At 39.6% G+C, this 19,620-nt stretch carries 16 protein-coding genes and 1 pseudogene; 3 read left to right on the top strand and 14 right to left on the bottom strand.

The features are described 5' to 3' along the window. Positions 1 to 196 precede the first annotated feature (196 nt). The 11 genes and pseudogenes from V7201_RS20550 to V7201_RS20500 all read right to left on the bottom strand — a co-directional run bounded on the left by V7201_RS20550 (position 197) and on the right by V7201_RS20500 (position 14,318). Positions 197 to 3,643 carry a DEAD/DEAH box helicase gene (locus V7201_RS20550; protein WP_335378628.1) on the bottom strand — a complete coding sequence of 1,149 codons (3,447 nt, stop codon included), beginning with the start codon at positions 3,641 to 3,643 and terminating at the stop codon, positions 197 to 199. Next, the gene (locus V7201_RS20545; RefSeq protein ID WP_335378627.1) at positions 3,630 to 4,442 is read right to left on the bottom strand and encodes a Hachiman antiphage defense system protein HamA; all 813 of its coding nucleotides are present in this window, start codon (positions 4,440 to 4,442) and stop codon (positions 3,630 to 3,632) included. The genes V7201_RS20550 and V7201_RS20545 overlap by 14 nt, the downstream gene beginning before the upstream one ends. A gap of 841 nt (positions 4,443 to 5,283) precedes the next feature. Then, on the bottom strand, positions 5,284 to 5,436 hold the full coding sequence (locus V7201_RS20540) for a DnaB-like helicase C-terminal domain-containing protein (protein WP_335378626.1): 153 nt from the start codon (positions 5,434 to 5,436) through the stop codon (positions 5,284 to 5,286). A 163-nt stretch (positions 5,437 to 5,599) separates the two neighbouring features. Continuing rightward, the gene (locus V7201_RS20535; protein ID WP_335378625.1) at positions 5,600 to 6,592 is read right to left on the bottom strand and encodes an LLM class flavin-dependent oxidoreductase; all 993 of its coding nucleotides are present in this window, start codon (positions 6,590 to 6,592) and stop codon (positions 5,600 to 5,602) included. A 323-nt stretch (positions 6,593 to 6,915) separates the two neighbouring features. Beyond that, the gene (locus V7201_RS20530; RefSeq protein ID WP_335378624.1) at positions 6,916 to 7,623 is read right to left on the bottom strand and encodes a M48 family metallopeptidase; all 708 of its coding nucleotides are present in this window, start codon (positions 7,621 to 7,623) and stop codon (positions 6,916 to 6,918) included. A gap of 15 nt (positions 7,624 to 7,638) precedes the next feature. Continuing rightward, positions 7,639 to 7,962: a ribonuclease E inhibitor RraB gene (locus tag V7201_RS20525; protein WP_335378623.1), complete on the bottom strand. Its 324-nt coding sequence runs from the start codon at positions 7,960 to 7,962 to the stop codon at positions 7,639 to 7,641. 237 nt (positions 7,963 to 8,199) lie between these two features. Continuing rightward, positions 8,200 to 8,400 carry a cold-shock protein gene (locus V7201_RS20520; RefSeq protein WP_026694123.1) on the bottom strand — a complete coding sequence of 67 codons (201 nt, stop codon included), beginning with the start codon at positions 8,398 to 8,400 and terminating at the stop codon, positions 8,200 to 8,202. A gap of 435 nt (positions 8,401 to 8,835) precedes the next feature. Continuing rightward, positions 8,836 to 10,104 carry a cytosine deaminase gene (locus V7201_RS20515; RefSeq protein WP_335378622.1) on the bottom strand — a complete coding sequence of 423 codons (1,269 nt, stop codon included), beginning with the start codon at positions 10,102 to 10,104 and terminating at the stop codon, positions 8,836 to 8,838. After that, positions 10,094 to 11,374: a cytosine permease gene (gene codB, locus V7201_RS20510; protein ID WP_335378621.1), complete on the bottom strand. Its 1,281-nt coding sequence runs from the start codon at positions 11,372 to 11,374 to the stop codon at positions 10,094 to 10,096. The genes V7201_RS20515 and codB overlap by 11 nt, the downstream gene beginning before the upstream one ends. A gap of 502 nt (positions 11,375 to 11,876) precedes the next feature. Further along, a complete protein-coding gene (locus V7201_RS20505) occupies positions 11,877 to 13,064 on the bottom strand; it encodes a molybdopterin-dependent oxidoreductase (protein ID WP_335378620.1) in 1,188 nt (395 codons plus the stop codon). 632 nt (positions 13,065 to 13,696) lie between these two features. Continuing rightward, positions 13,697 to 14,318 (bottom strand): annotated as a pseudogene (locus tag V7201_RS20500) (DUF3885 domain-containing protein). A 326-nt stretch (positions 14,319 to 14,644) separates the two neighbouring features. On the opposite strand from V7201_RS20500, the gene V7201_RS20495 reads away from it, so the two are divergent. Beyond that, the gene (locus V7201_RS20495; RefSeq protein WP_335378619.1) at positions 14,645 to 14,839 is read left to right on the top strand and encodes a hypothetical protein; all 195 of its coding nucleotides are present in this window, start codon (positions 14,645 to 14,647) and stop codon (positions 14,837 to 14,839) included. Between the two features lie 557 nt (positions 14,840 to 15,396). On the opposite strand, the gene V7201_RS20490 is transcribed toward V7201_RS20495, so the two are convergent. Next, positions 15,397 to 15,594 carry a DUF1272 domain-containing protein gene (locus V7201_RS20490; protein WP_335378618.1) on the bottom strand — a complete coding sequence of 66 codons (198 nt, stop codon included), beginning with the start codon at positions 15,592 to 15,594 and terminating at the stop codon, positions 15,397 to 15,399. Positions 15,595 to 15,756: 162 nt separating this feature from the next. Between V7201_RS20490 and V7201_RS20485 the strand changes: the two genes are divergently transcribed. Both V7201_RS20485 and V7201_RS20480 read left to right on the top strand, forming a co-directional pair. After that, the gene (locus tag V7201_RS20485) at positions 15,757 to 16,179 is read left to right on the top strand and encodes an Lrp/AsnC family transcriptional regulator (protein ID WP_335378617.1); all 423 of its coding nucleotides are present in this window, start codon (positions 15,757 to 15,759) and stop codon (positions 16,177 to 16,179) included. 79 nt (positions 16,180 to 16,258) lie between these two features. After that, positions 16,259 to 16,597, top strand: coding sequence for a DsrE family protein (locus V7201_RS20480; protein ID WP_335378616.1), 339 nt, complete (start codon positions 16,259 to 16,261; stop codon positions 16,595 to 16,597). Between the two features lie 344 nt (positions 16,598 to 16,941). On the opposite strand, the gene V7201_RS20475 is transcribed toward V7201_RS20480, so the two are convergent. Both V7201_RS20475 and V7201_RS20470 read right to left on the bottom strand, forming a co-directional pair. Beyond that, complete coding sequence (locus V7201_RS20475; protein ID WP_335378615.1) at positions 16,942 to 17,829, bottom strand: RNA polymerase sigma-70 factor; 888 nt, start codon at positions 17,827 to 17,829, stop codon at positions 16,942 to 16,944. 24 nt (positions 17,830 to 17,853) lie between these two features. Next, positions 17,854 to 19,017, bottom strand: a complete 1,164-nt coding sequence (locus V7201_RS20470; protein WP_335378614.1) for an NAD(P)/FAD-dependent oxidoreductase — start codon at positions 19,015 to 19,017, stop codon at positions 17,854 to 17,856. Positions 19,018 to 19,620: the final 603 nt, after the last annotated feature.

Raw genomic sequence — 19,620 nt, 5'->3', positions numbered from 1 at the left:
GTTAAAATTTCTTTAAATCTAAATTAAGGTCGTATAAGCATTTGCAGCTTATTAAACGTATTTGTATTATATATAGTTTCTCTTGAAATTAGAGTACACAGGGGTACCAAATGTTTAATTTTTCTACTTGGAAATGAAATAAAATAAACCCCTAACGGAATTATTGAATTCGAAATTTCTGGGTTATTATTTATATCTATTTATAACTAGTTACAACTTGTATATTACTTCCAAATTTTCTTCTGACTCTGCATTCAATTTCCGTTCCCATAATATCCATTTGAAATGAAAATATTTTAGCTAACCCCCTAGGAACAAAACCGAGTTGCTTACCTTGGTATAAAATTTGTATTGCAAACGAGTCAAATTCATTATCCTGCTGTCTTTTAAGTAATAATTTATCCCCAACTTTAATGAGCTTTGCAACTTCAATTCTCTCAGCTTCATAAGGTATTCCTTTTACATTGAAGGAATGGTTGGTCTTATTAAAATTACTCGTATGGTTGTCTTTTATGTTAATTTTGGATATTAAATAAAAAATATTACGTAATCCATAAGTCGAATTTACCCAAAACTTGTTAATATCTTCCACTTGAAGATTCACAAACCAATTAATAAAAGAGCGTAAATCTGGAGAACCTTCGTAAGACTTTGATAAGAGCAAACAATCTTTTCTAGACATCAACCCCATATCTTTCAACCATAAAGCATAAGTGTCATTTAATCCATTTTTCATTTTTGTTGGTAAACTTAAAATACTTTTACTAAGACTATTCCAATCGCGCTGTAAAACATATGATGCAATGAAGATTACCGACGTGATTCCCCAAGGATATCTATAAGCTAGACAATCTTCTATGTAAACATTCATTAAATCTACGTATTCTTCTCCAACAGAATCTGACCACAATTTTCTCAGCTGATCTAAATCATCCCCATTTATCCATGAAAGTATAAAAGGTTCAAGTTTTGTGTTACCCACGATTGAGACGTTTTTTAATGCGTCTTTCGGTTGCATTTCTTCACAGGTAATTAAACATTTTAATGCAAGCTTAAAAAATTCCACTTCATTTTCTTCATCAAGGGCCATACTAAGACTCGGGGATTTTAGTAAAGCTTCTTCAATTTTCAGACATGAATTAAGAGTTAAACCCGTTCTCGCAAATACAACTTTTCTTTCTCGTGGTTCAATACTCCAAAAACGATTAGCAGTTTCGAGCAAAATGCTATTAACATATTGTGAATCTTCTTCTATTGATTGTATCTTAAATAAAGTATCTCCAACAAAAGACTCCATTAATTGTTGATCTGGAGTATCTACGACTTCTTCAACAAGAAAATTCATAAGCGATGGTTCAGAGTATTCTGCTATAATGTCTTGTAAAGCTTGTTGAGAGATCCGTCCTTTACGGTATAATTCCATTGCTACAGTAAATACACTTCTCACACTCTCAGAATTTAGTGGATTGGAGTACTTATTATATAAAGCTCTATCCCTTGCAGAATTTAAAACAAAAACAACCTGCCCCTCTGTCTCTCGCCCTGCTCTACCAGATCTACCAACTATATTCCAAAAATCCCTAACTTTAACTGATAACCGTTCAGAAGGGTTTGCAATAATATCTAGGGAGTAAACCAGTAAAGTTTTTATAGGCAAATTTACTCCCTGTCCAAGCGTATGTGTTGCAACAAGTATCTTTAACTTTTTTTGCGCGTATTCTCTCTCAACAGCTTTTCTAACTTCATCTGCTAGATCTCCAAAATGAGGTGCTACTCCCCTGCTTATACATTGAGTTATTATGCTATCTTCTCCATACCACCTAATTGCAGCATCCAATGCTTCACTATCATCTATCCTCGGAAAATGTGTTTCAACATCATAGTAATTATCTAAAACATCGATTAATTTTAAAAATGCTTTTAATACGCTATAGACACCTCCCCCACCACCTCGGCCTACTGTAGCACAATAAATAAGGACTGAGCCTTCCCGGAGATACCTGTATGCCAAAATCGCAGTAGTTTCCGACTTGTTGGTAAAATCAGGGAATGTTTTTTCGGTAACCTTTTTTTTCTTCTTTCCCGTTGTGATTTCCCAACTTAAGGGGTTTATAAAATTCGGAATAAAAATCTTTGTAGATTTTCTACCTATATTTTGAACATAATTCTCAAATTCAACTTGGCCATTAGTTCCGTTCCATGAAAAAGAACCTATTAATCTTCTTGTAGGCTGCCATGCTTGACCATCGTATTGCTTAGGTGAATCTATCTTTGCTTGTTCATTATTTATTAGCCATTTTGCGAACTCATTGCTATCAGCATCGGGCATAACTGCAGATATAAATAAAAACCGACTATGTTTTGGTGTGAACCATCTTTTAAGCCGTGTGAGAAGTAATTCAAATTGTGCTGATCTACTATCTAAATTACCTAAGACATGTCCTTCATCGAATACAAAAAGGGAAATATCATCAAATAACTCAGGCTTTACTCTAATTAAGAAGTCAACCTTTTCAGGCGTAGCAACTAATACATCAGCTTCTTTTAACCAAAACTGGTCAAGTTCGTCCAACTCATAACTTCCTGATAAGCTAGAAACTACATAGCCTAATTTCGATAACCGATTACTTAAATTATTTTCCACCTCATTGACAAGGGAACGAAAAGGAGCAATGTAAAGACACTTTTTGTTACCTCCAACCTGTTGCAAAATGGATAATTCAGCAATTAAGGTTTTTCCCGCGCTAGTCGGCATTTGAATAATAAAACCTCTGTTATCTTCTAGAACACCTCTATTAATGGCATTAATTTGTGATCTCCAGAACTCTGATTGAGATAACCTCTCTTCAGGAGGTACCAGTTTATTATCTGAATAAGGACTTGTAGCGAGCAGTCTTAAATATGGTTCCCAGACCTCCGATGATTCTTTAATGAAGTCAGATAATACTGTCCAAGTTGTACGTTGGTAAGAAATACTCATTTTAAATTCTAATAATGTTAACATGGTTGTGAGAGTTGCATCTCTTAAATTCAGGGCTAGCTCCTTTGCTTCAGCTAAATCTTTATTAAAATCTCCATTAACTCCAGTTAACTGAAATTTGGTAAATTCACTAATTGCTTTTCCCCATAGATATTCCATTTCATTACTTTCAGAATCCCCTATAAGTTGCATGTCCGCTGGTTTAATAGCCTGTAGCTGCTTCCTTAATAGCAAAGTCACTAATGATAATAAGTTATTCACACTCCTGTCCAATAATTCATTTTCTTCAATCCTATATTCCAGTGTTTTCAATATACACGAAGAATTAGCTTGAAAACCTGATAAGTCATAGCAAAGTGCAGATAAAATCTTAGAGTAATCTTTGTCATACTCTTCAGACATTAAAGAGAAAGTTTCGAAAAGTTCGGCAGCAACTTTAATTCCTTGCATACATACAGGGCTTTCCTTATGAGTTAAAACTTTGGCACTTGCTGAACTTAAAAATAATGCATAACCCCATATTGTCGATTCATTATAGGTTGCTTTAAAGTTTGCACCCATTTTTTTAGCAAAAATCTGACCATACTGGTTTCTAAAAAACGAAGAATTAATCATTTCTTCTACTTGTTTTTCTTTTTTATTAATATATTCAAGGAGTTCCATATACAATTTCCTCCCCTACATCAGGTACTAGTGAAAAACAATGATTTGCAAGTTTGTCCAGTTCGTCAATGAGTAAAACATTAAAATTTAGTCCTTGATTTAGTCCTTCTAAATTATCTAGTTCTAATATAATGTCTTCATTCCATAAACTCTTTTCATGTACCAAGAAGATATGATGATCAGATGGGTAATCAGCCTTTTGTAACACTATTTCATCAAATTGGTCAGAAAGGTCATAATTACCTTCATTAAAATAAAGAGTAGACATAAAATCTGCAATTGTAATAATAGAAGAAGTATCATTTATATATAGTGAGTTATGGGCTTTTACACCAATTTGTTTATCGTAGGTAATTTTTGTCTTTGTTTCGCATACACAGAGGCTAAGGACCTTTCCAGCATCATCAAGTTGAACACCAAATACATCTATACCAAAAGAAGATTTTTTTCTATTAAGTTTATACCTTAGTTTAATTAAAGCGGTTTCTAGATTCATAACATCTCGTAGAAATAAACTAGAAACAATTTCTCCCCAGTCGCCCCGTCGAACATTTTTATCAATTACCGTAGTTAGATCAGGAAATACTTCATTCTTCAAATATTTACGTAATTCATCCTTATCCCTTTTAAGATACCTTCTTTTTAAGTGTTCAGGATTTTTGTATGCTATAAGTAGTTCCCCAGCAAGCCAAGATGGAAATAACTTTTCCTTTCGCACTTCTGTTTCGGAAACATCTATTATATTAAATTTATATCCATGTTTACTTCGCTTCGAGTGATTAAGCCAGTCTCGTATCATATAGAATCCCCCGTTTTTAATGAAATACTTGATTTAATTTTACCCCAACTAACAAATTTAACCAATACATTAACCCTTTTGGTCAGTGAGTGTGATAAAGGTATTCTTGGGATTCCTTTATTTCAAAATAAAAATCCTGCAGTATTTTACCACAGGATTTTACCTCTATCTTCTAAGTTCTTTATAAGCCTCTTTGAACTTTCGAGACACAGGGAGGGTCTTGCTCCTCAAAAAATCACACATTCTTTACAATTACTGAAACACTAGAACCGTTCTCATGTATCAAGAAGGTACCCAAAACATGCTCTACTCTAGCTAGTGTAATGCACTACTGAAGGTTAAGTCTTCTAGTGAAGAATCTATCAAGTTATCATGTATAACTTGCCATAAAATAGTATTTCCTTTTATTTGGTGAGCCAATTGGTATCGAATAAACATTGGTATATTTTTTTGAAGCAGCCGCCTCCCTGTAACTCATACTTTCTTCTAAAGCGACAACGGGACGGTTCTACCGTCTCTTCAGGAGCACATGAACGTACCCTGTGCTCTTTTCTCTAGTGGTTAACGGAAAAGAAGCATTAGATACATCCCCGTGCTACTACTCCACTCTCCTAGCCGCCTGCTGAATAGGATCACGCACTCCATTATACGGGGGAGCATACGCCAGATCTAAATCAAGCATTTCATCAGTTGTCTGGCCGTTTGTCTTGCCGGCTTTCGACTCCCGGCTCAGCTGGGACAGGGTGATGATGACGGTGTTCGTTTCCCGGGCCATCCGCTTGAGTGAGCTGCTGATTTCCGCCTGGCAGTTTTTCTGGTGCCTGGGATTGCCTGCGATTAGCTACAGGTAATCGACTACCACCAAGATTCTCCTCACTTCCTTAATGGCCGCCTTCAAAGTTAGATTCAAAGCAAGGACTGTCTTCCCCATGCTCGGGCGCGTGGAGATGATCACGAAATCGGATTCCTGAAATCCGCCGGTCAGCTCGTCCAATTTGCGGAACCCGAAAGGAATGCCATACAGAAGTCAGCCAGCGGGCATTGGCTGACTATGCCGGGGCAGCCAAGCGCGTCCTCCACCGTAAATCGCTTGTAATAAATATAAGTAAAAAGGACGGTTCTTCTGCATCCTTCTGCAAAAAGAACCGTCCTTTTGTTTAAAGCAACGCCTCAGCCAATAATGTGTAGGTTGTAATTTTGTCCTTAAAGTTATATACATTGTTGATAATCATGAATTCCTCAGTCTTGTACATTTCACTCAATCTATGAATTTCATCCTTAACCATTTGGGGTGTACCAATAATCATGCGTTTTCGATTTTCCTGTATCTTCTTTCGTTCATCTTTTGTTAAGGGTATGTTTTTGGCCTCTTCGACGGTAGGGATCCTCGTGTCTCCACCCTTTTCAACTGATAACAGCCACATATCCTGGCTTAGGGCGATTTCTTCAGCTTTTTCCTGTGTTGGGGCACAAACAACAAACACACATACATTTGCTTTAGGCTTTGCAAGCATTGGCGAGGGCTGAAAGTTTTTATAGTAATAGTCCAGGGCCTGTTCTCCATTAACCGGAGTGATAAAATGTCCATAAGTAAAAGCTGTACCACTTTCTGCGGCCAGCCTTGCCCCCCGATGTGTAATACCTAAAAGCCACACTTCCGGTATGCTGCCTGTCACAGGAAAGGCATTGACGTCATGGTAAGGGTGGTCTATGGGTAAATGGTTCACTAAAAAGCCCTGCAGATCCTTTACCTGCCGGGGGAATTCATTCAGGCTTTTCCTTAATCCATCTGTGAGGGCCAATCGGGTTGTAGCGGAACCGCCTGGTGAACGCCCAATTCCTGCATCAATACGGTTCGGAAACAAGGCTTCTAATAGCTTGAAGTTTTCAGCAATCTTATAGGGACTGTACTGAGGAAGCAAAACACCGCCCGAACCTACACGGATTTTTCTAGTATTTGAAGCTATATGAGAAATCAGGACCTCTGGAGATGACCCTGCTATTCCATTCGTATTATGATGTTCCGCTACCCAAAAACGAGTGTAGCCCAGGTCTTCAGTCAGTTGAGCCAGTTTAACTGTTTTTTGTAAAGCGGTGCTTGCCGAATCCCCTTTACTTATGACTGATTGATCAAGAACGCTTAATTTCAATAGGTAAACCTCCACAATTAAACAGGTATGCATAATGGTATTAATACCCTTTGCCAACACTTCCAACTCTAAGCCAGTATCTTTTGCCAAACTGCTTTAATGCAAGGTGGAACATTACATAGAATGTATCTGATTTTGCTCCGGGAATACTTTGTTGGAAGCAAGCTTCTTTCCAAATGCCAGTATGAAAATAAACATGAGGAAGGGGATGATGTAACTTACCGATTCCAACAGAAAAGAATGCTCATCTATCCCTTTTTAGTATAAGGATCATATTTTTGAAGTTTTTTGCACCGCTGTGAGGATCTGTCACCCCCGCTACACTAAACCTCCATCCTCCACCCCGACACAGCGAGCCAGCGCTCATACCGTTCATATTCAGGCATGATTTTTCCGACAAGCCGCCAAAATGAACGGTCGTGATTCATATGGACCATATGGCACATTTCATGGACGACAACATAATCAATCACTTCCATTGGTGCCATGGACAGCTTCCAATTGAATGTCAAATTCCTCATAGAATCACACGTTCCCCACTTCGTCTTACTGTCCGTGATTCGAATCGAGCGCGGCTTCATTTTGAATTCGCTCTGATAAAATTTAACCCGTTTTTCGACTAATGCCTTGCACTGCTGATAGTAAAATCGCTTCAAAGCCTGTTTGATGCTCTCTTCATTTTGCTCTTTCACGTATACATGGAGCTTGTCAGCCTCAAACACGGCATTGTCTTTTTCAATATCTGCATCCTGGGAAATCAGGATGTGATAGAGCCTCCCCAAATATAGAAATTGTCCGCCTGGTCCGTACTCTTTTTCCCTACCGACTGAGGCCCGCTCTTTCATTTCCTTCGCCCTTTGCAGGATCAAGTCCCATTGGCCTTCTAGGATTTGAAGCACACTTGCATCAGAGGTCCCCTTAGGAGCGTGGACTTCGACATGGCCGTACAAATCCATATACATGCCGATTGTTTTCCGATTTTTATAAATCACATCATACCCGATTGTTTCACCTAAATAAGTATGAAGCATGTCATCACCTGCATTTTAATCTATAAATACTCCCCAGCCATCAGAATGACCGCCGTAAGGCTTGCTTATTTTATCCAGCTTTTCCTGCACTTTTTTTAATTCGCTATGGTTAAGGAGCATCCTTTTCGAGCAACTGCAAGCCCACTCATCTGTCTCATCATCCTGCTCGAGTAAGCCATGAAAGCCTTCTTCCTTCAATAAGGGCAGAAGCTTCTCGCCAGTTGCCTTATCCGGCACAGCTATAAAAAACTCGACTGGCTGCGGCTTTTTAAAACTGACACCTTCATTAAACAAACTGCGCAATGCTTCTCCATCCGCGTCGTTTGGAAATTTCATCATCCATTCCTCCATTTGTGTGCCTTTTATGTTGTCATTATCATGCACTTGCTGAATTTCTGCTAATCATTTGATTATGAGATTGTTGTGTTATAATGTAAATAACCTTTTGCTTTAAATTTTTTACTTTACCGGTACCATGCCCCTGCTCGTTCGTTGAGCAGGGTTTTTTATTGCTGTTATTTTTGAAAATAAAAAAACAGACCCTTTTGGAGTCTGTTTCGGTATGCTATATCAAAATTAAGCTTTTTGAACGTTAGCAGCTTGAGGTCCACGTGCACCTTGCTCAACGTCGAAAGTAACTTTTTGACCTTCGTCTAATGATTTGAAGCCTTCAGATTGGATTGCAGAGAAATGAACGAATACATCTTCTCCACCTTCGCGCTCGATGAATCCGAAACCTTTTTCTGCGTTAAACCATTTAACTGTACCTTGTTCCATGTTTGTTGCCTCCTAGTGCTAATGCACATTGTATTACTATCCTTGCCCAAAGTGATCATTAGAACGAAGAGTCGAACTTTACACCGAACAAAAATAATTCTACCTAAGAATAACAAGATTTAGGAAAAACTGCAAGGGACTTTAGTTGGATGAGAACGTTACGGTTCAACTGCGATGAAAGTCGATCGCAATAAAAGAAGCAGTGGATCCAAAACTGAATCCCTCTGCTTTTAGGTTGATCTCACTATTTATTAGGCTCTTTTCTCAAACTTTGTTGCTATTGACTATAAAAATAGGATGGAATGCCCTATGTTTCTCACAAAATGAAAGCTTATCATGAGAAAAGAGCTTGCACACTGATACCGACATACAAAATAGCTTTTTATCACGTTAAAATCGGCTTTAGGATTTTAACAACGTTCTTTACGAAAACAGCTATTTATTAAAATGAATTCTCTCTTCTGACTGATCTATTCGAATGGATGCTTCACTCGGTTTAGTCTCTGCAATTACTTTCCCATCACGAATCGAGTACCGTACTGCTGCCTGTTTACGGATTGCTTCGTACTCGTTTTCAGCGGCTAGTACAATGAAATTGGCAGGTTTGCCTGTTTCGATTCCATAGTTCTCCTCGATGTTCAAGGTTTTGGCGCTGTTTGTTGTGATTAAATCGATAGAGTTCATGATTTGCTCATAGCCCATCAATTGTGAAACATGGATGCCCATATGCAGAACCTGAAGCATATTGCCTGTTCCAAGTGGATACCATGGGTCAAAAATATCATCATGGCCGAAGCTTACATTCAGTCCTGCTTCAAGCAATTCTTTTACCCGTGTGATTCCCCTGCGTTTTGGATACGTATCAAACCTGCCTTGAAGATGGATGTTCACTAACGGATTTGCCACAAAATTGATGTTGGACATCTTCAATAATCTGAACAGTTTATACGTGTAGGCATCATTATAAGAGCCCATTGCGGTTGTGTGGCTGGCTGTGACCCGGTTGTCCAGTCCGCGTTCATAAGCCTCGGCTGCCACTACTTCAACGAATCGAGATTGTTCATCATCGATTTCATCGCAATGGATATCGATCAGGCGGTCATATTTTTCAGCCAGGTCAAATGCTGTTATTAATGAAGAAACGCCATATTCCCTTGTGAATTCAAAATGAGGAATGCCGCCGACGACATCAGCCCCCATTTTCAAGGCTTCCTCAAGCAGCTCTGCCCCGCTTGGGAAAGAATTGATTCCTTCCTGAGGAAAGGCTACAAGCTGTAAGTCTACATAGGAGGCCATTTCTTCTTTTACCTCAAGCAGCGCTTTTAAAGCTGTTAATTTCGGGTCCGTCACATCTACATGTGTGCGGACATGCTGGATTCCCTGGGCAATTTGCCATTTCAAGGCTGTTTTGGCTCTTGTTTTTACATCATTCTCTGTTAATGTTTCTTTTCGCTGGGACCATCTCTGGATGCCTTCAAACAATGTCCCGCTCTGGTTCCATTCCGGCTCACCTGCCGTCAAAGTGGTGTCAAGATGGATATGCGGCTCGATGAACGGGGGCAGCACAAGTGAACCTTCAACATCAAGCACTTCCTGCCCTGTTTCATCTATTACATTCTGTGTAATTTGATCGAACTTCCCTGCTTTTATCGCTATATTCCATAGTCCGTCTCTACCTCTGAGTTTTGCATTTTTAATAATCACTTTTTAAGCCACCTTCTTCAGTTCTGTCCATAGAAGCCTTTCTTGCCTGCACTAAAACCGCAAGCTTTGAAACGATTACGAATGTTAAGACTGATCCTAATAGAGCATTGATTGGCGCGATGCCTGGAACAAAGTTCGCTCCTGCAATACCAACGCCCCATGCAAGTATTGCAATCCAGTTAACTGCTTTAAATTCCATTTCTTCAAATCGCTTGTATTTCCCACGATTGACGATGAAATAATCCGCTAAAATAATCGCTCCGATTGATGGCAGAGCAGTTCCTAAAATCGTCAGCCAGCCAACAAAGTTATTGTAAAGCCACATTGCTGCCATCGTACCGACGATCCCGTTGAAGATGACGACCTTGCTTTTAGCGATTTTCGTGATATTTGAAAACCCAAGACCTGATGCGTATAATGCATTATCGTTTGTTGTCCAGATATTCAAACCAAGCACGATGATTGCAGGGATGATCAATTTTTGCAGGAACATAACCTCTGAGATATCGGACTGCCCTGTGGCAATCGCACCGATTGCACCAAACACGAACATGAGGGAATTTCCGATAAAGAAGGCAACGACTGTTGTGATGACTGCTGACTTTTTTGTATGGGCAAAGCGGGCAAAGTCTGGTGTCAATGTACCTGCACTGATGAACGATCCGACAGTAATTGTTAACGCTGCCGCCAATCCAATCGCTTCAGTTGGCTGATATTGCATTAATCCATCCAAACCGCCAACTGTTTCAGTTGCTTTGAAAACTGAGAAACTTCCTAATACAGTGATGAGCGGTACCGCTATGAAACTAAGAATTGCCAGGGCCTTCATTCCGAAGAATGCGGTGACCGTCATTAAAATACCTGCAACTGCGATAAGCAAAGTCGTATCCATTCCAGTCACTTTTTGGACAGGAAGAGCGAACATTGCTACTCCAACTCCAAACCAGCCTACCTGTGTTGCTGCAAGCAGAAACGAGGAAAGATAGGAGCCTTTTTCCCCAAAAGCGTAGCGGGCAAGCAAGTGTGTTGATAACCCGGTTTTTGCTGCGATATAAGCAAGGGCTCCTGTATAAGCGCCCAGAATCAAGTTTCCAGCCAGGACAATTCCGATGAATTGGATAAATGTCAAACCGGTTCCTAACGTTCCTCCAGACCACATACTAGCTGAGAAGAAAGTAAGCCCCAGCATCACAACAAGCATTTTCCAGAATCCACTTCGGTTCCCTTTTGGCACGGCCTGTAAAGGAAAATCTAAATCTACTTTTTTCATTTCAATTCCTCCAATGTCTAATGTTTTTGAACCTGGTACCGAAGAGATCTTCGATTTAGACATTTGGAAACGAAAAAAGGCTACTTGCCGTTTTCCGACAAGTAGCCTTTTCGCCATGATGAACCAAAGAGCATGGGTACACCTCACCCATTGGCCATCATTAAATCCGCTGTCCTTGTCAGCCTCACGGGACTGAATTAAAGGTACCAGTATTTAATTGTTCTCATTATTTCAGAAAGTCTACTAGATGTCAATAAGCATATTTTGATAGGATGATTTCTTAAGGAAAGAAATTTTGATAAAAGCTTCTTTAAATCATTGCTTTCCTTACCCTTCCCTTGTCGGGATCATTGCTCATGTTGACGCGGATTTACAATTAGAAGCAGGGGGACGTACCTACTGCTTCCAAAAACAATTACGAAAAAAGGAGCAAAGGATCCGTCCCCTTGCTTCCTGTTTGCTGCTTTTTTTACACCGCTCCATCTTTCTTTACAAGATGAGCTCAAGTTGTCTCTTTTGATCCTACCCATGCATCGGTATCATATCCCCTCACTTGCCAGTAGCCTTCGTGTACATGATCGATCGCTTCGATTCTGACGAGCCATTTTACGGATTTATAGGCATACATCTTCGGAACAATCAGCCGGACGGGGCCTCCATAGTCTGACGGGATCATTTCTCCATCCATGAGCACAGCGACCATGACATCATCCAAGGCTGCCTGTTCAAGGGATAAGGAGTCAGTATAGACACCGTCGCCCGAGTAAAATTTCAGATGGGTGGCGTTCTCTTTCAGCTTTACCTTCTTCATGAGATCTTTCAGCAGGATGCCTTCATACGTGACATGAAGCACGGACCATCCAGTAACGCAGTGAAAATCACTGACCTGGACTGTCCTCTTCAATTTGACGAATTCTTCCCATGACAACGACACTGGTTCATCAACCAGTCCATCAATCGTAAAACTCCAATTTCCATTCGTAAAAACCGGTGTCTCCGTTACTGTATAAACACGGAATTTGCCTTGATATCCTCCACCAATGGGAGGGGAGGATTGCGTCGCGGGAATCGGCAGGGGCGAGAGCTCATTTGTGCTGTTCAGCGCTACCTCCTTTAGTGTCGATCCCCCATCATCCGTCACTTGTTTCAGCCATTTAAAAATGGACGGGCCCAAAATAATTGCAAGCAAAGTCACAATGCCGTATTTGAAAAATCCTCTGCGGCTGAAGGCATATAGTTCTTTCTTTTTTTCATGCAGTACATCTGATTTTTTCCGAAACCAGCCTGACCTAGTCACTGAGTGGAACAGGAGGACCGGCAAACCAATCCAGGTGAATACATCATGTACGATCAATGAAGCTTGAACGATTTCTTCAGGAAGACTCCTTTGAAAAGTCAGAACCGTACCGCTAATAATCCAGCCAATGATCAATCCAATCACCATCGCAAGATTCCGTTTCTTTCCTTGTTGTTTTTTTATGACTTTGTAATGGAAAGCAAAATAGCGGAAATAAAGCAGAAGGAAGGCAACGGTTGCAAAACCGATCCAAATATGGGCATCTTTCAAAATGACACGGTATGAAGCCAATGGTCCCCTTAATGAAGGAATGAAAAGCAAGATCCCACTTATGAATAAAAATAAGGTAGCATATCCATTCAAATGGTGAAGTCTTTTTAATCTATTCCACATTTCGCTGCACCCACCTCTCGTTTATTCAGAAGCCTGAACCTGAATCGGGCTTCCTGTTCCGTCAATACTTTCTACACCGATTGCCCTCCTTGGTGCTAACAAGAACACAGGGACGGTTTCCTTGTGCCATTCTGGGACCGATATAATTATGGATAAGCCTCTGTTCACATCTGCTTATATCTTTGAACAACAAGACCTATAAACATTACGGGCATTATAGATAAATGGCACCAACATCACCATGATTCATGTTCCAATATTCTATAATTATAGACTGCTAACAATAGTATATTCTAATTTCAATGGGCTAGAATGGAAGACACATGGACAGGTCTAGAATCATGAAAAATAAAATAAAGGCCTTCCCTGCTAATGGACAAGGTAAGCCTTCTTCTTCTTTTTTTTTCCTATGAAATCACTAAAAAGAGGATAGACAACTGTCTACCCCCCTTTTCCCAAACACTTTATTTGGCGACACAGGAACGGTTCTTCCTCCTCAAAAATAACACAGAGACAAAGGGACGGTTCCAGCGCCGCACAGTAAGCAATCAAAAATACTCAACTTATATGAATGTTGATCAATAAATAATTTTGAGGAAAAACCATTTCCGGCGTTCCCCCTTCTCTATTATTCATTCAAAAACTTTATCAATCTCATGTCGGTCATAATCCAAAATCCAATCATTATATATTTCAAACATATCTCTTATTGTTTCAGGTGAAGTGGCCAATAAATCGCAACCCCTATCATCGTAGACATGGAAGATCGTTTTCTTGTTAATGTTTATGAAGTAAACCCTGTGTTCCATCCTTGGTCGTAATCCTAAGTCCAAATTGCATATTGCTTTTAACAATGGCTTGTATTTGAATTCAGCGGTTTTACAGTTTAGAGTGAATCTATGTGTCTTATATTCATCTTCATCGTCATTTTCCGGGAATACATAAGGGATCATTTTATGCTTTAACCGATATAATAACGATTTCTCAACATAAGGTGAGAAGTTCTTTAATTCACGTTCGATGTTCTTGCCTTTGTTAAAATCATTCACATCCAACACTACAAAAATATCATCTGTAGGAGAATGCAGGGCTTCAAATAAAGTGATCGCCCTTTTATAACACCCCAATACATATGAGTTATCGGGATAATCATACTCCCTTTTCCACCTCTACACCAAGTTCAAACCGTATACCAATATCCCAACTATAAAATAATGGTGGTTTAAGTTCCAAATTAGGGTATGTTTGCTGCATAAAATCGCTTAATTTCATTCAAACACCTCATAAGAAAAAATATGTAAATTAGGAAAAAGTAACCGAGACACCAGGACGGTTTCACCCTCGCGCAGTACCGAAATATTCAAAGTATGGATTGGTTGTATCTTCTTTGGCCTAATTTTATCATATTATAATTTAATGAAATATTTTTTATAATAGCTGTTTTCGCAAGTATTGTTGTTTTCAAAAAGGATTATTGATTTGCCTTGTAAATAACATATAATGGAAGTGTAATATTCTTGAACGGGGCAGGTCATATGAACGTAGTTTTTTAAACTAATGATATATTTAGGGGTGAAATTATGAAAAATGGAATACTTGTATTCATTTTAAGTTTAATTTTTAGTTACATTTTGATTTATGGTCTAGGTTCATTCGTTGGTGGTCAAGGTCCTGAATTTACTATTTTAACAATAATTAGTGTGCAATTTTCATTATTAGTTGCATTGCTTTTCAAAATCCTTGATAGACTTAAAAAGATAGAGGGGGAAAAGTAAAAACCAATAACAGTTAAAGTGCGTACGTTAGTTGAAGAAGGACCATCAAAAGGTGATCCTTTTATACTGCCCTCAAAAATTCCACAGTGGTTATATTTGATTTTTTGCACGCTGAAATAAGCATTTGCGACTCAGGGACGGTTCCACCGTCGCACAGTAAATAATCAAAAGAAGCAAAAGGACGACCCTTTGCTTCCTTAGAAGGGATTTATAAATCAATATAGAAACGGAAGCATTAGATACGTCCCTTTGCTTCGGTAAAATAATTAAATAAGGGATAGGTGAACCATGGCTAATAACTTGATAGTGATTATACTTTCTGTATTTATTGTCGTTCTTTTATACAGATTAATTGAAATAAAAAATTTAAAAACCGGTGAAAGAATAACGTATTACATCTTATTGGTTGTGTTCTTTATCTTGCTCTCTGTCAGATCATCCTATTTTTGAAGCATGCGGACGATTTTGCAGCGACACAAGACCGGTTCTTCCACCTCAAAAAGCAACACATTTTCACTTCTCCCTAGGCACCAGAACCATCCCCTTGTACCTACTATCTACAACGAGCAACTAATGACTGCTCCTGTCTTTCTCGGTCTCTGCACAAGTTCTCCTCCGCAGTTGGGGCAAGTATGTCCCATATCTTCTGTACAGTCATGGCAGAAGGTACATTCATGCACACAAATATAGGCTATTTCGATTTCTTGTATTGTTTTTGTGCACTTCTCACACTCTGTTTTCATTAATAAAGCCATCTTTCATTACCTCCTGAATTTTACATATTATTACTTCTTTCTTTATTATTTTATTTTATCCATTGCATTTGTTACATGAAGTAATTATTGTATTTTATATAAATACCTAAATATTTATTGTATTTCACTCGTTTCACTTAATAATTAAAAGAGGTGTTAATTATGGATGAAATCGACAGGGACATCATTTTTCATTTGCAGGAGAATGCTCGTATTTCTTTTACAGAGTTAGGAAAGAAAGTTGGATTATCTACCCCGGCAGTGAATGAAAGGGTCAAGAAGTTAGAAGATAAAGGGATAATTGAGGGTTACAGAGCGGTGATCAATGCGGAAAAGATTGAAAAACCAATCATGGCGATCATCCTCTATGCTAATACAAAATGTGACCAGTTCATACAATTCTGCAAGGATCACCCGGAGGTCTTGGAGTGTCACCGCCTGGCAGGGCAATACAATTTTGTGGTGAAATTAACGACAGGAACGGTTCAAACCTTAGAAACTTTTATTGATGAATCAATGAAATACGGTCAGCCCTCTACATTGATCAGGTTGTCTTCACCTGTTAAGAACAAATCGATAAGCTAACTAGAAGGGTTCTTCCACCCCTCTCTTTCTGTTAACATGGTCTTGAATCTAAAGATATGTATTTTAGGAGGTAAGAATAGTGAGGAATAAAGTGATCTTATTGTCATCCGATCAGCTGGGGAAAGGGGCGCCTGAATTAGGGGAAGGTTTATTGGAAACATTCTTCACGATCTTGAAGCAAAAGGAAGAGCTGCCTGTTGCTATATTCTGCATGAACAGCGGTGTATTCACATTAACGGAACACTCACTTGTATCACTCCAACTGCAAGAACTGGAGGAAAAGGGTGTAGACGTACTGGCTTGCAAAACATGCGTGGACTATTACGAGCTCAATGAAAAGCTTGTAACCGGCAAAATAAGCAGCATGGCACAGTTCATAGAATTAGCTTCTCAGCATGAAGTCATGACCATTTCGTAAAAACTCAGGAATAGACACATGGACAGTTATCGCGTCTCATTAGAAATAAGAAGTGTTGATGAGATGCAGTGTTATTAATTTCCCAAAAATCCTGGTTCGTCTCCCTTTGCCCAAGCAAAGCTCCAATCCCCAGGTCCCAGTGCGACACAGGGACGGTTCCCACGTCGCAAAAAATCAAATACCCAAAATAGAGACAAATAAAAGAAGAAGCAAAGCACTCTTTGCTTCTTTTAAAATATCATATTTCTAATTTCATTAGACACCATAAAGCAAACAGCGGGACGGTTCTGCCCCCTCAAAAACCAAAATATTTTCACTTGTTTTGAGACAACGGAATCGTCCCTTTAATCTGCTGGCAAAGGCACATGCTGTAGTTTATCCGGATTCCTGACAATATAGATATTTGCAATTTGATCTTTTTTGACATGAAAACTAAAAATTGTTTTGACATTGTCCTCTCCCATTACTAAGAGTCCCATTCTACCATTCACATTGATTAACTTAACCAGTGCGGGTTTCTCTCCCTTTTGGTTTTGCTCCAATAAGTTGGATATAAAACGGAGAACAAGATTCTTAGAATGGATCGGCTTTAAGGCTGCATATACTTTTCCTCCGCCGTCTGAATAGATAGTAACGTCGTTATACAGCAATTCCTCAATCTTCTTGGTGTTTCCTTCGTGTAAGGCTAATACGAAAGTCTGGATGATTTGATTATTTTTTGAAACAGAGGCTTCTTCCAGCCCTTCCTTTATTAATGGGAATTTATTCTTTACCCTGCTGAATACTTTTCTGCAATTAGGTTCACTGCGATTTAAAATTTCCGAAATGGTCGCATAATCATATTCCAGTACTTCTCTTAAGATGAAAACAGCTCGCTCCATCGGTTTTAGGTTCTCGAGCAGCAGCAGAAAGGCAAATGATACAGCCTCTCCGTTCACCAACTCAGAGATCGGGTCGTTTTCTTTTAAAATTAAAGGTTCGGGCAGCCAGGGACCCACATACACCTCACGCTTTTGCACAGCGGATTTTAAATGGTCAATACATTTGTTTGTGACCATTTTACAAAGGTAAGCCTTTTTATTTTCCACATGTTCCAATGTTTTTCCAGCAGCCTGAACATAGACATCATGGACGATATCCTCTGCATCTGAAACTGTACCGAGCATTCTGTACGCAATCGTAAATAGCAAAGGCTGAAACTGAGAATAAAGTTCCTGTATTTCCTTCCCCATGCTTTCCCCCCTGTACCCGTACATTCAATGATTTATACTGGCAAGATCCCAGGTATACTCCCTGATTTTCCCTGCCATTTTACCTGATAGGACAAAATCCATTCCCCATTTCTGCGCCCAGACCATCCCGTCGGAAGGACCCAATCCTATACAATGTAAATTAGCGTAGGTTTGATGGGGAACTGCGGTGAACCCCTCCATATGGGCTTTCATTATTTTACTAAGCCGCTGCGCCTGGGATATTGCTTCTTTACAGCTCATGGCGGCTGCTGCTCCACTTGTTGGATCTACTACATGAACGCAGTCTCCAATGGCATAAATGTTCTTATTTTCACTTGCTCGATACCAGGCATCGACTTTTATTTTTCCTTCTTCCGTTAGACTAAGACCTAACTTCCAAAGGTCAGGGTGAGGCTTCAATCCGACAGTCCAAATACAAAGATCGGTATCCAGATGGGACAGATCGGAGAAGAGGAGTGTATGATCTGTAAATCTTTCTGCTTTTTTAAGGTGCAGCACGGTAATGCCCAGTTTCTTCAGCCTGCTCTCGATCCGTTCACTGATTTTCACAGGTACATCATTTAATAGTCTCTGTTTATCATTGATAAGGTATATTTCAATGCCCTTCTGTTTATTCCCTGCTTTTTCAGCTTCTTCTTTAAGCCATGTTCCTACTTCTGCAGCTGTTTCGATACCGGTAATCCCGCTCCCGGCTATCACCACTCGAAGCGTGGTCTCGGGTGACTCCAACTTCCTCAGAAGCTGCTCCCGAATCGTTTTTGCACGTTCAAGGCTCGTCAAACTTAAGCCTCCACGTTCTGAATCAGTCTCACGCAATACACTTCCCATGGCCAGCACTAACTGATCGTAATCAATTTCATTAAGCGTTCCATCCTGCACAGTAATGTGGATCGTTTGTTTTTCAGGATCGATCTTAGCTAACTCACCTTGTATGAACTCAATAGTACTGCCGCAATAATCCTTTAGTGGAACGGATAAATCCGCCACATTTTCATTCACGATCCCCTTAAATAATTTAACCTTTTTAAAATGGAAAGAATTTTTATCAATCAGGATCACTCTTATATTCCGCTTTAACTCCCTATGAAACTCTTTCTTAAGTGCTTCAATCAGGTTAATCCCCGCATACCCGCCACCTACGACCACAATCGTTTTCTCACTTCCCATAGTATTCCTCTCCTTTTCAACCGTCCTAATCACAAGACGATTAAAGCAAACGATTTGTGACACAAGCGAGGGGACGTACCCTTTGCTCCTTTTGTAACCCCATGAATCAGCGCCAAACGAATTCATTTCTTGAAGTTTCCATGAAGAAAATGGAAGCAGAAGATACGTCCCCATAAAAAAAGAAGCTAAGCAACCTTAGCTCCTTATAATTTCATATTTTACATTCCATTGACTCCAACAAAAACCGGACCCTTTGTCTGCAGGTGGAGCTCATAGGAAACATAGTCATTGCTTCCATCCTCACAGAATAAATAGGGCTTAACGAAGCCAAAAATTTAAACAATGGAAGCAATGGGTACGTCCCCATGCTGGACCATCTCCTAGCCTGCTGCTATTTCCCCAAGTTTCCGATATTCCCCTAAAAAGACAAGAAATGCACCAATCACAAGAATCCCAGTACCAAGAACAATGATACTTTGGGTAGAATAGCTTTCCATTCCGCACCTCCAAAACTCATTCGCCCAATATCTTATTCTTCTCTTATTCAATTGTGCAGGTCTATGAACGGGTCACGGGGGGGGGGGGGCGTGTTTTGACCGGTTT

Source organism: Bacillus sp. JJ1122 (assembly GCF_036964885.1).
In the GTDB taxonomy this organism is placed as follows: Bacteria; Bacillota; Bacilli; order Bacillales; family Cytobacillaceae; genus Mesobacillus.
The sequence above is the reverse complement of the archived record's forward strand: the minus strand, read 5'-3'. Positions and strand labels throughout refer to the sequence as shown.

Excerpts from the sequence above, each read along its gene's own strand:
- V7201_RS20550 (WP_335378628.1), bottom strand. The coding sequence starts at position 3,643 with ATGGAACTCCTTGAATATATTAATAAAAAAGAAAAACAAGTAGAAGAA.
- V7201_RS20545 (WP_335378627.1), bottom strand. The coding sequence starts at position 4,442 with ATGATACGAGACTGGCTTAATCACTCGAAGCGAAGTAAACATGGATAT.
- V7201_RS20530 (WP_335378624.1), bottom strand. The coding sequence starts at position 7,623 with ATGCTTCATACTTATTTAGGTGAAACAATCGGGTATGATGTGATTTAT.
- V7201_RS20525 (WP_335378623.1), bottom strand. The coding sequence starts at position 7,962 with ATGATGAAATTTCCAAACGACGCGGATGGAGAAGCATTGCGCAGTTTG.
- V7201_RS20520 (WP_026694123.1), bottom strand. The coding sequence starts at position 8,400 with ATGGAACAAGGTACAGTTAAATGGTTTAACGCAGAAAAAGGTTTCGGA.
- codB (WP_335378621.1), bottom strand. The coding sequence starts at position 11,374 with ATGAAAAAAGTAGATTTAGATTTTCCTTTACAGGCCGTGCCAAAAGGG.
- V7201_RS20505 (WP_335378620.1), bottom strand. The coding sequence starts at position 13,064 with ATGTGGAATAGATTAAAAAGACTTCACCATTTGAATGGATATGCTACC.
- V7201_RS20495 (WP_335378619.1), top strand. The coding sequence starts at position 14,645 with ATGAAAAATGGAATACTTGTATTCATTTTAAGTTTAATTTTTAGTTAC.
- V7201_RS20490 (WP_335378618.1), bottom strand. The coding sequence starts at position 15,594 with ATGGCTTTATTAATGAAAACAGAGTGTGAGAAGTGCACAAAAACAATA.
- V7201_RS20485 (WP_335378617.1), top strand. The coding sequence starts at position 15,757 with ATGGATGAAATCGACAGGGACATCATTTTTCATTTGCAGGAGAATGCT.
- V7201_RS20475 (WP_335378615.1), bottom strand. The coding sequence starts at position 17,829 with ATGGGGAAGGAAATACAGGAACTTTATTCTCAGTTTCAGCCTTTGCTA.
- V7201_RS20470 (WP_335378614.1), bottom strand. The coding sequence starts at position 19,017 with ATGGGAAGTGAGAAAACGATTGTGGTCGTAGGTGGCGGGTATGCGGGG.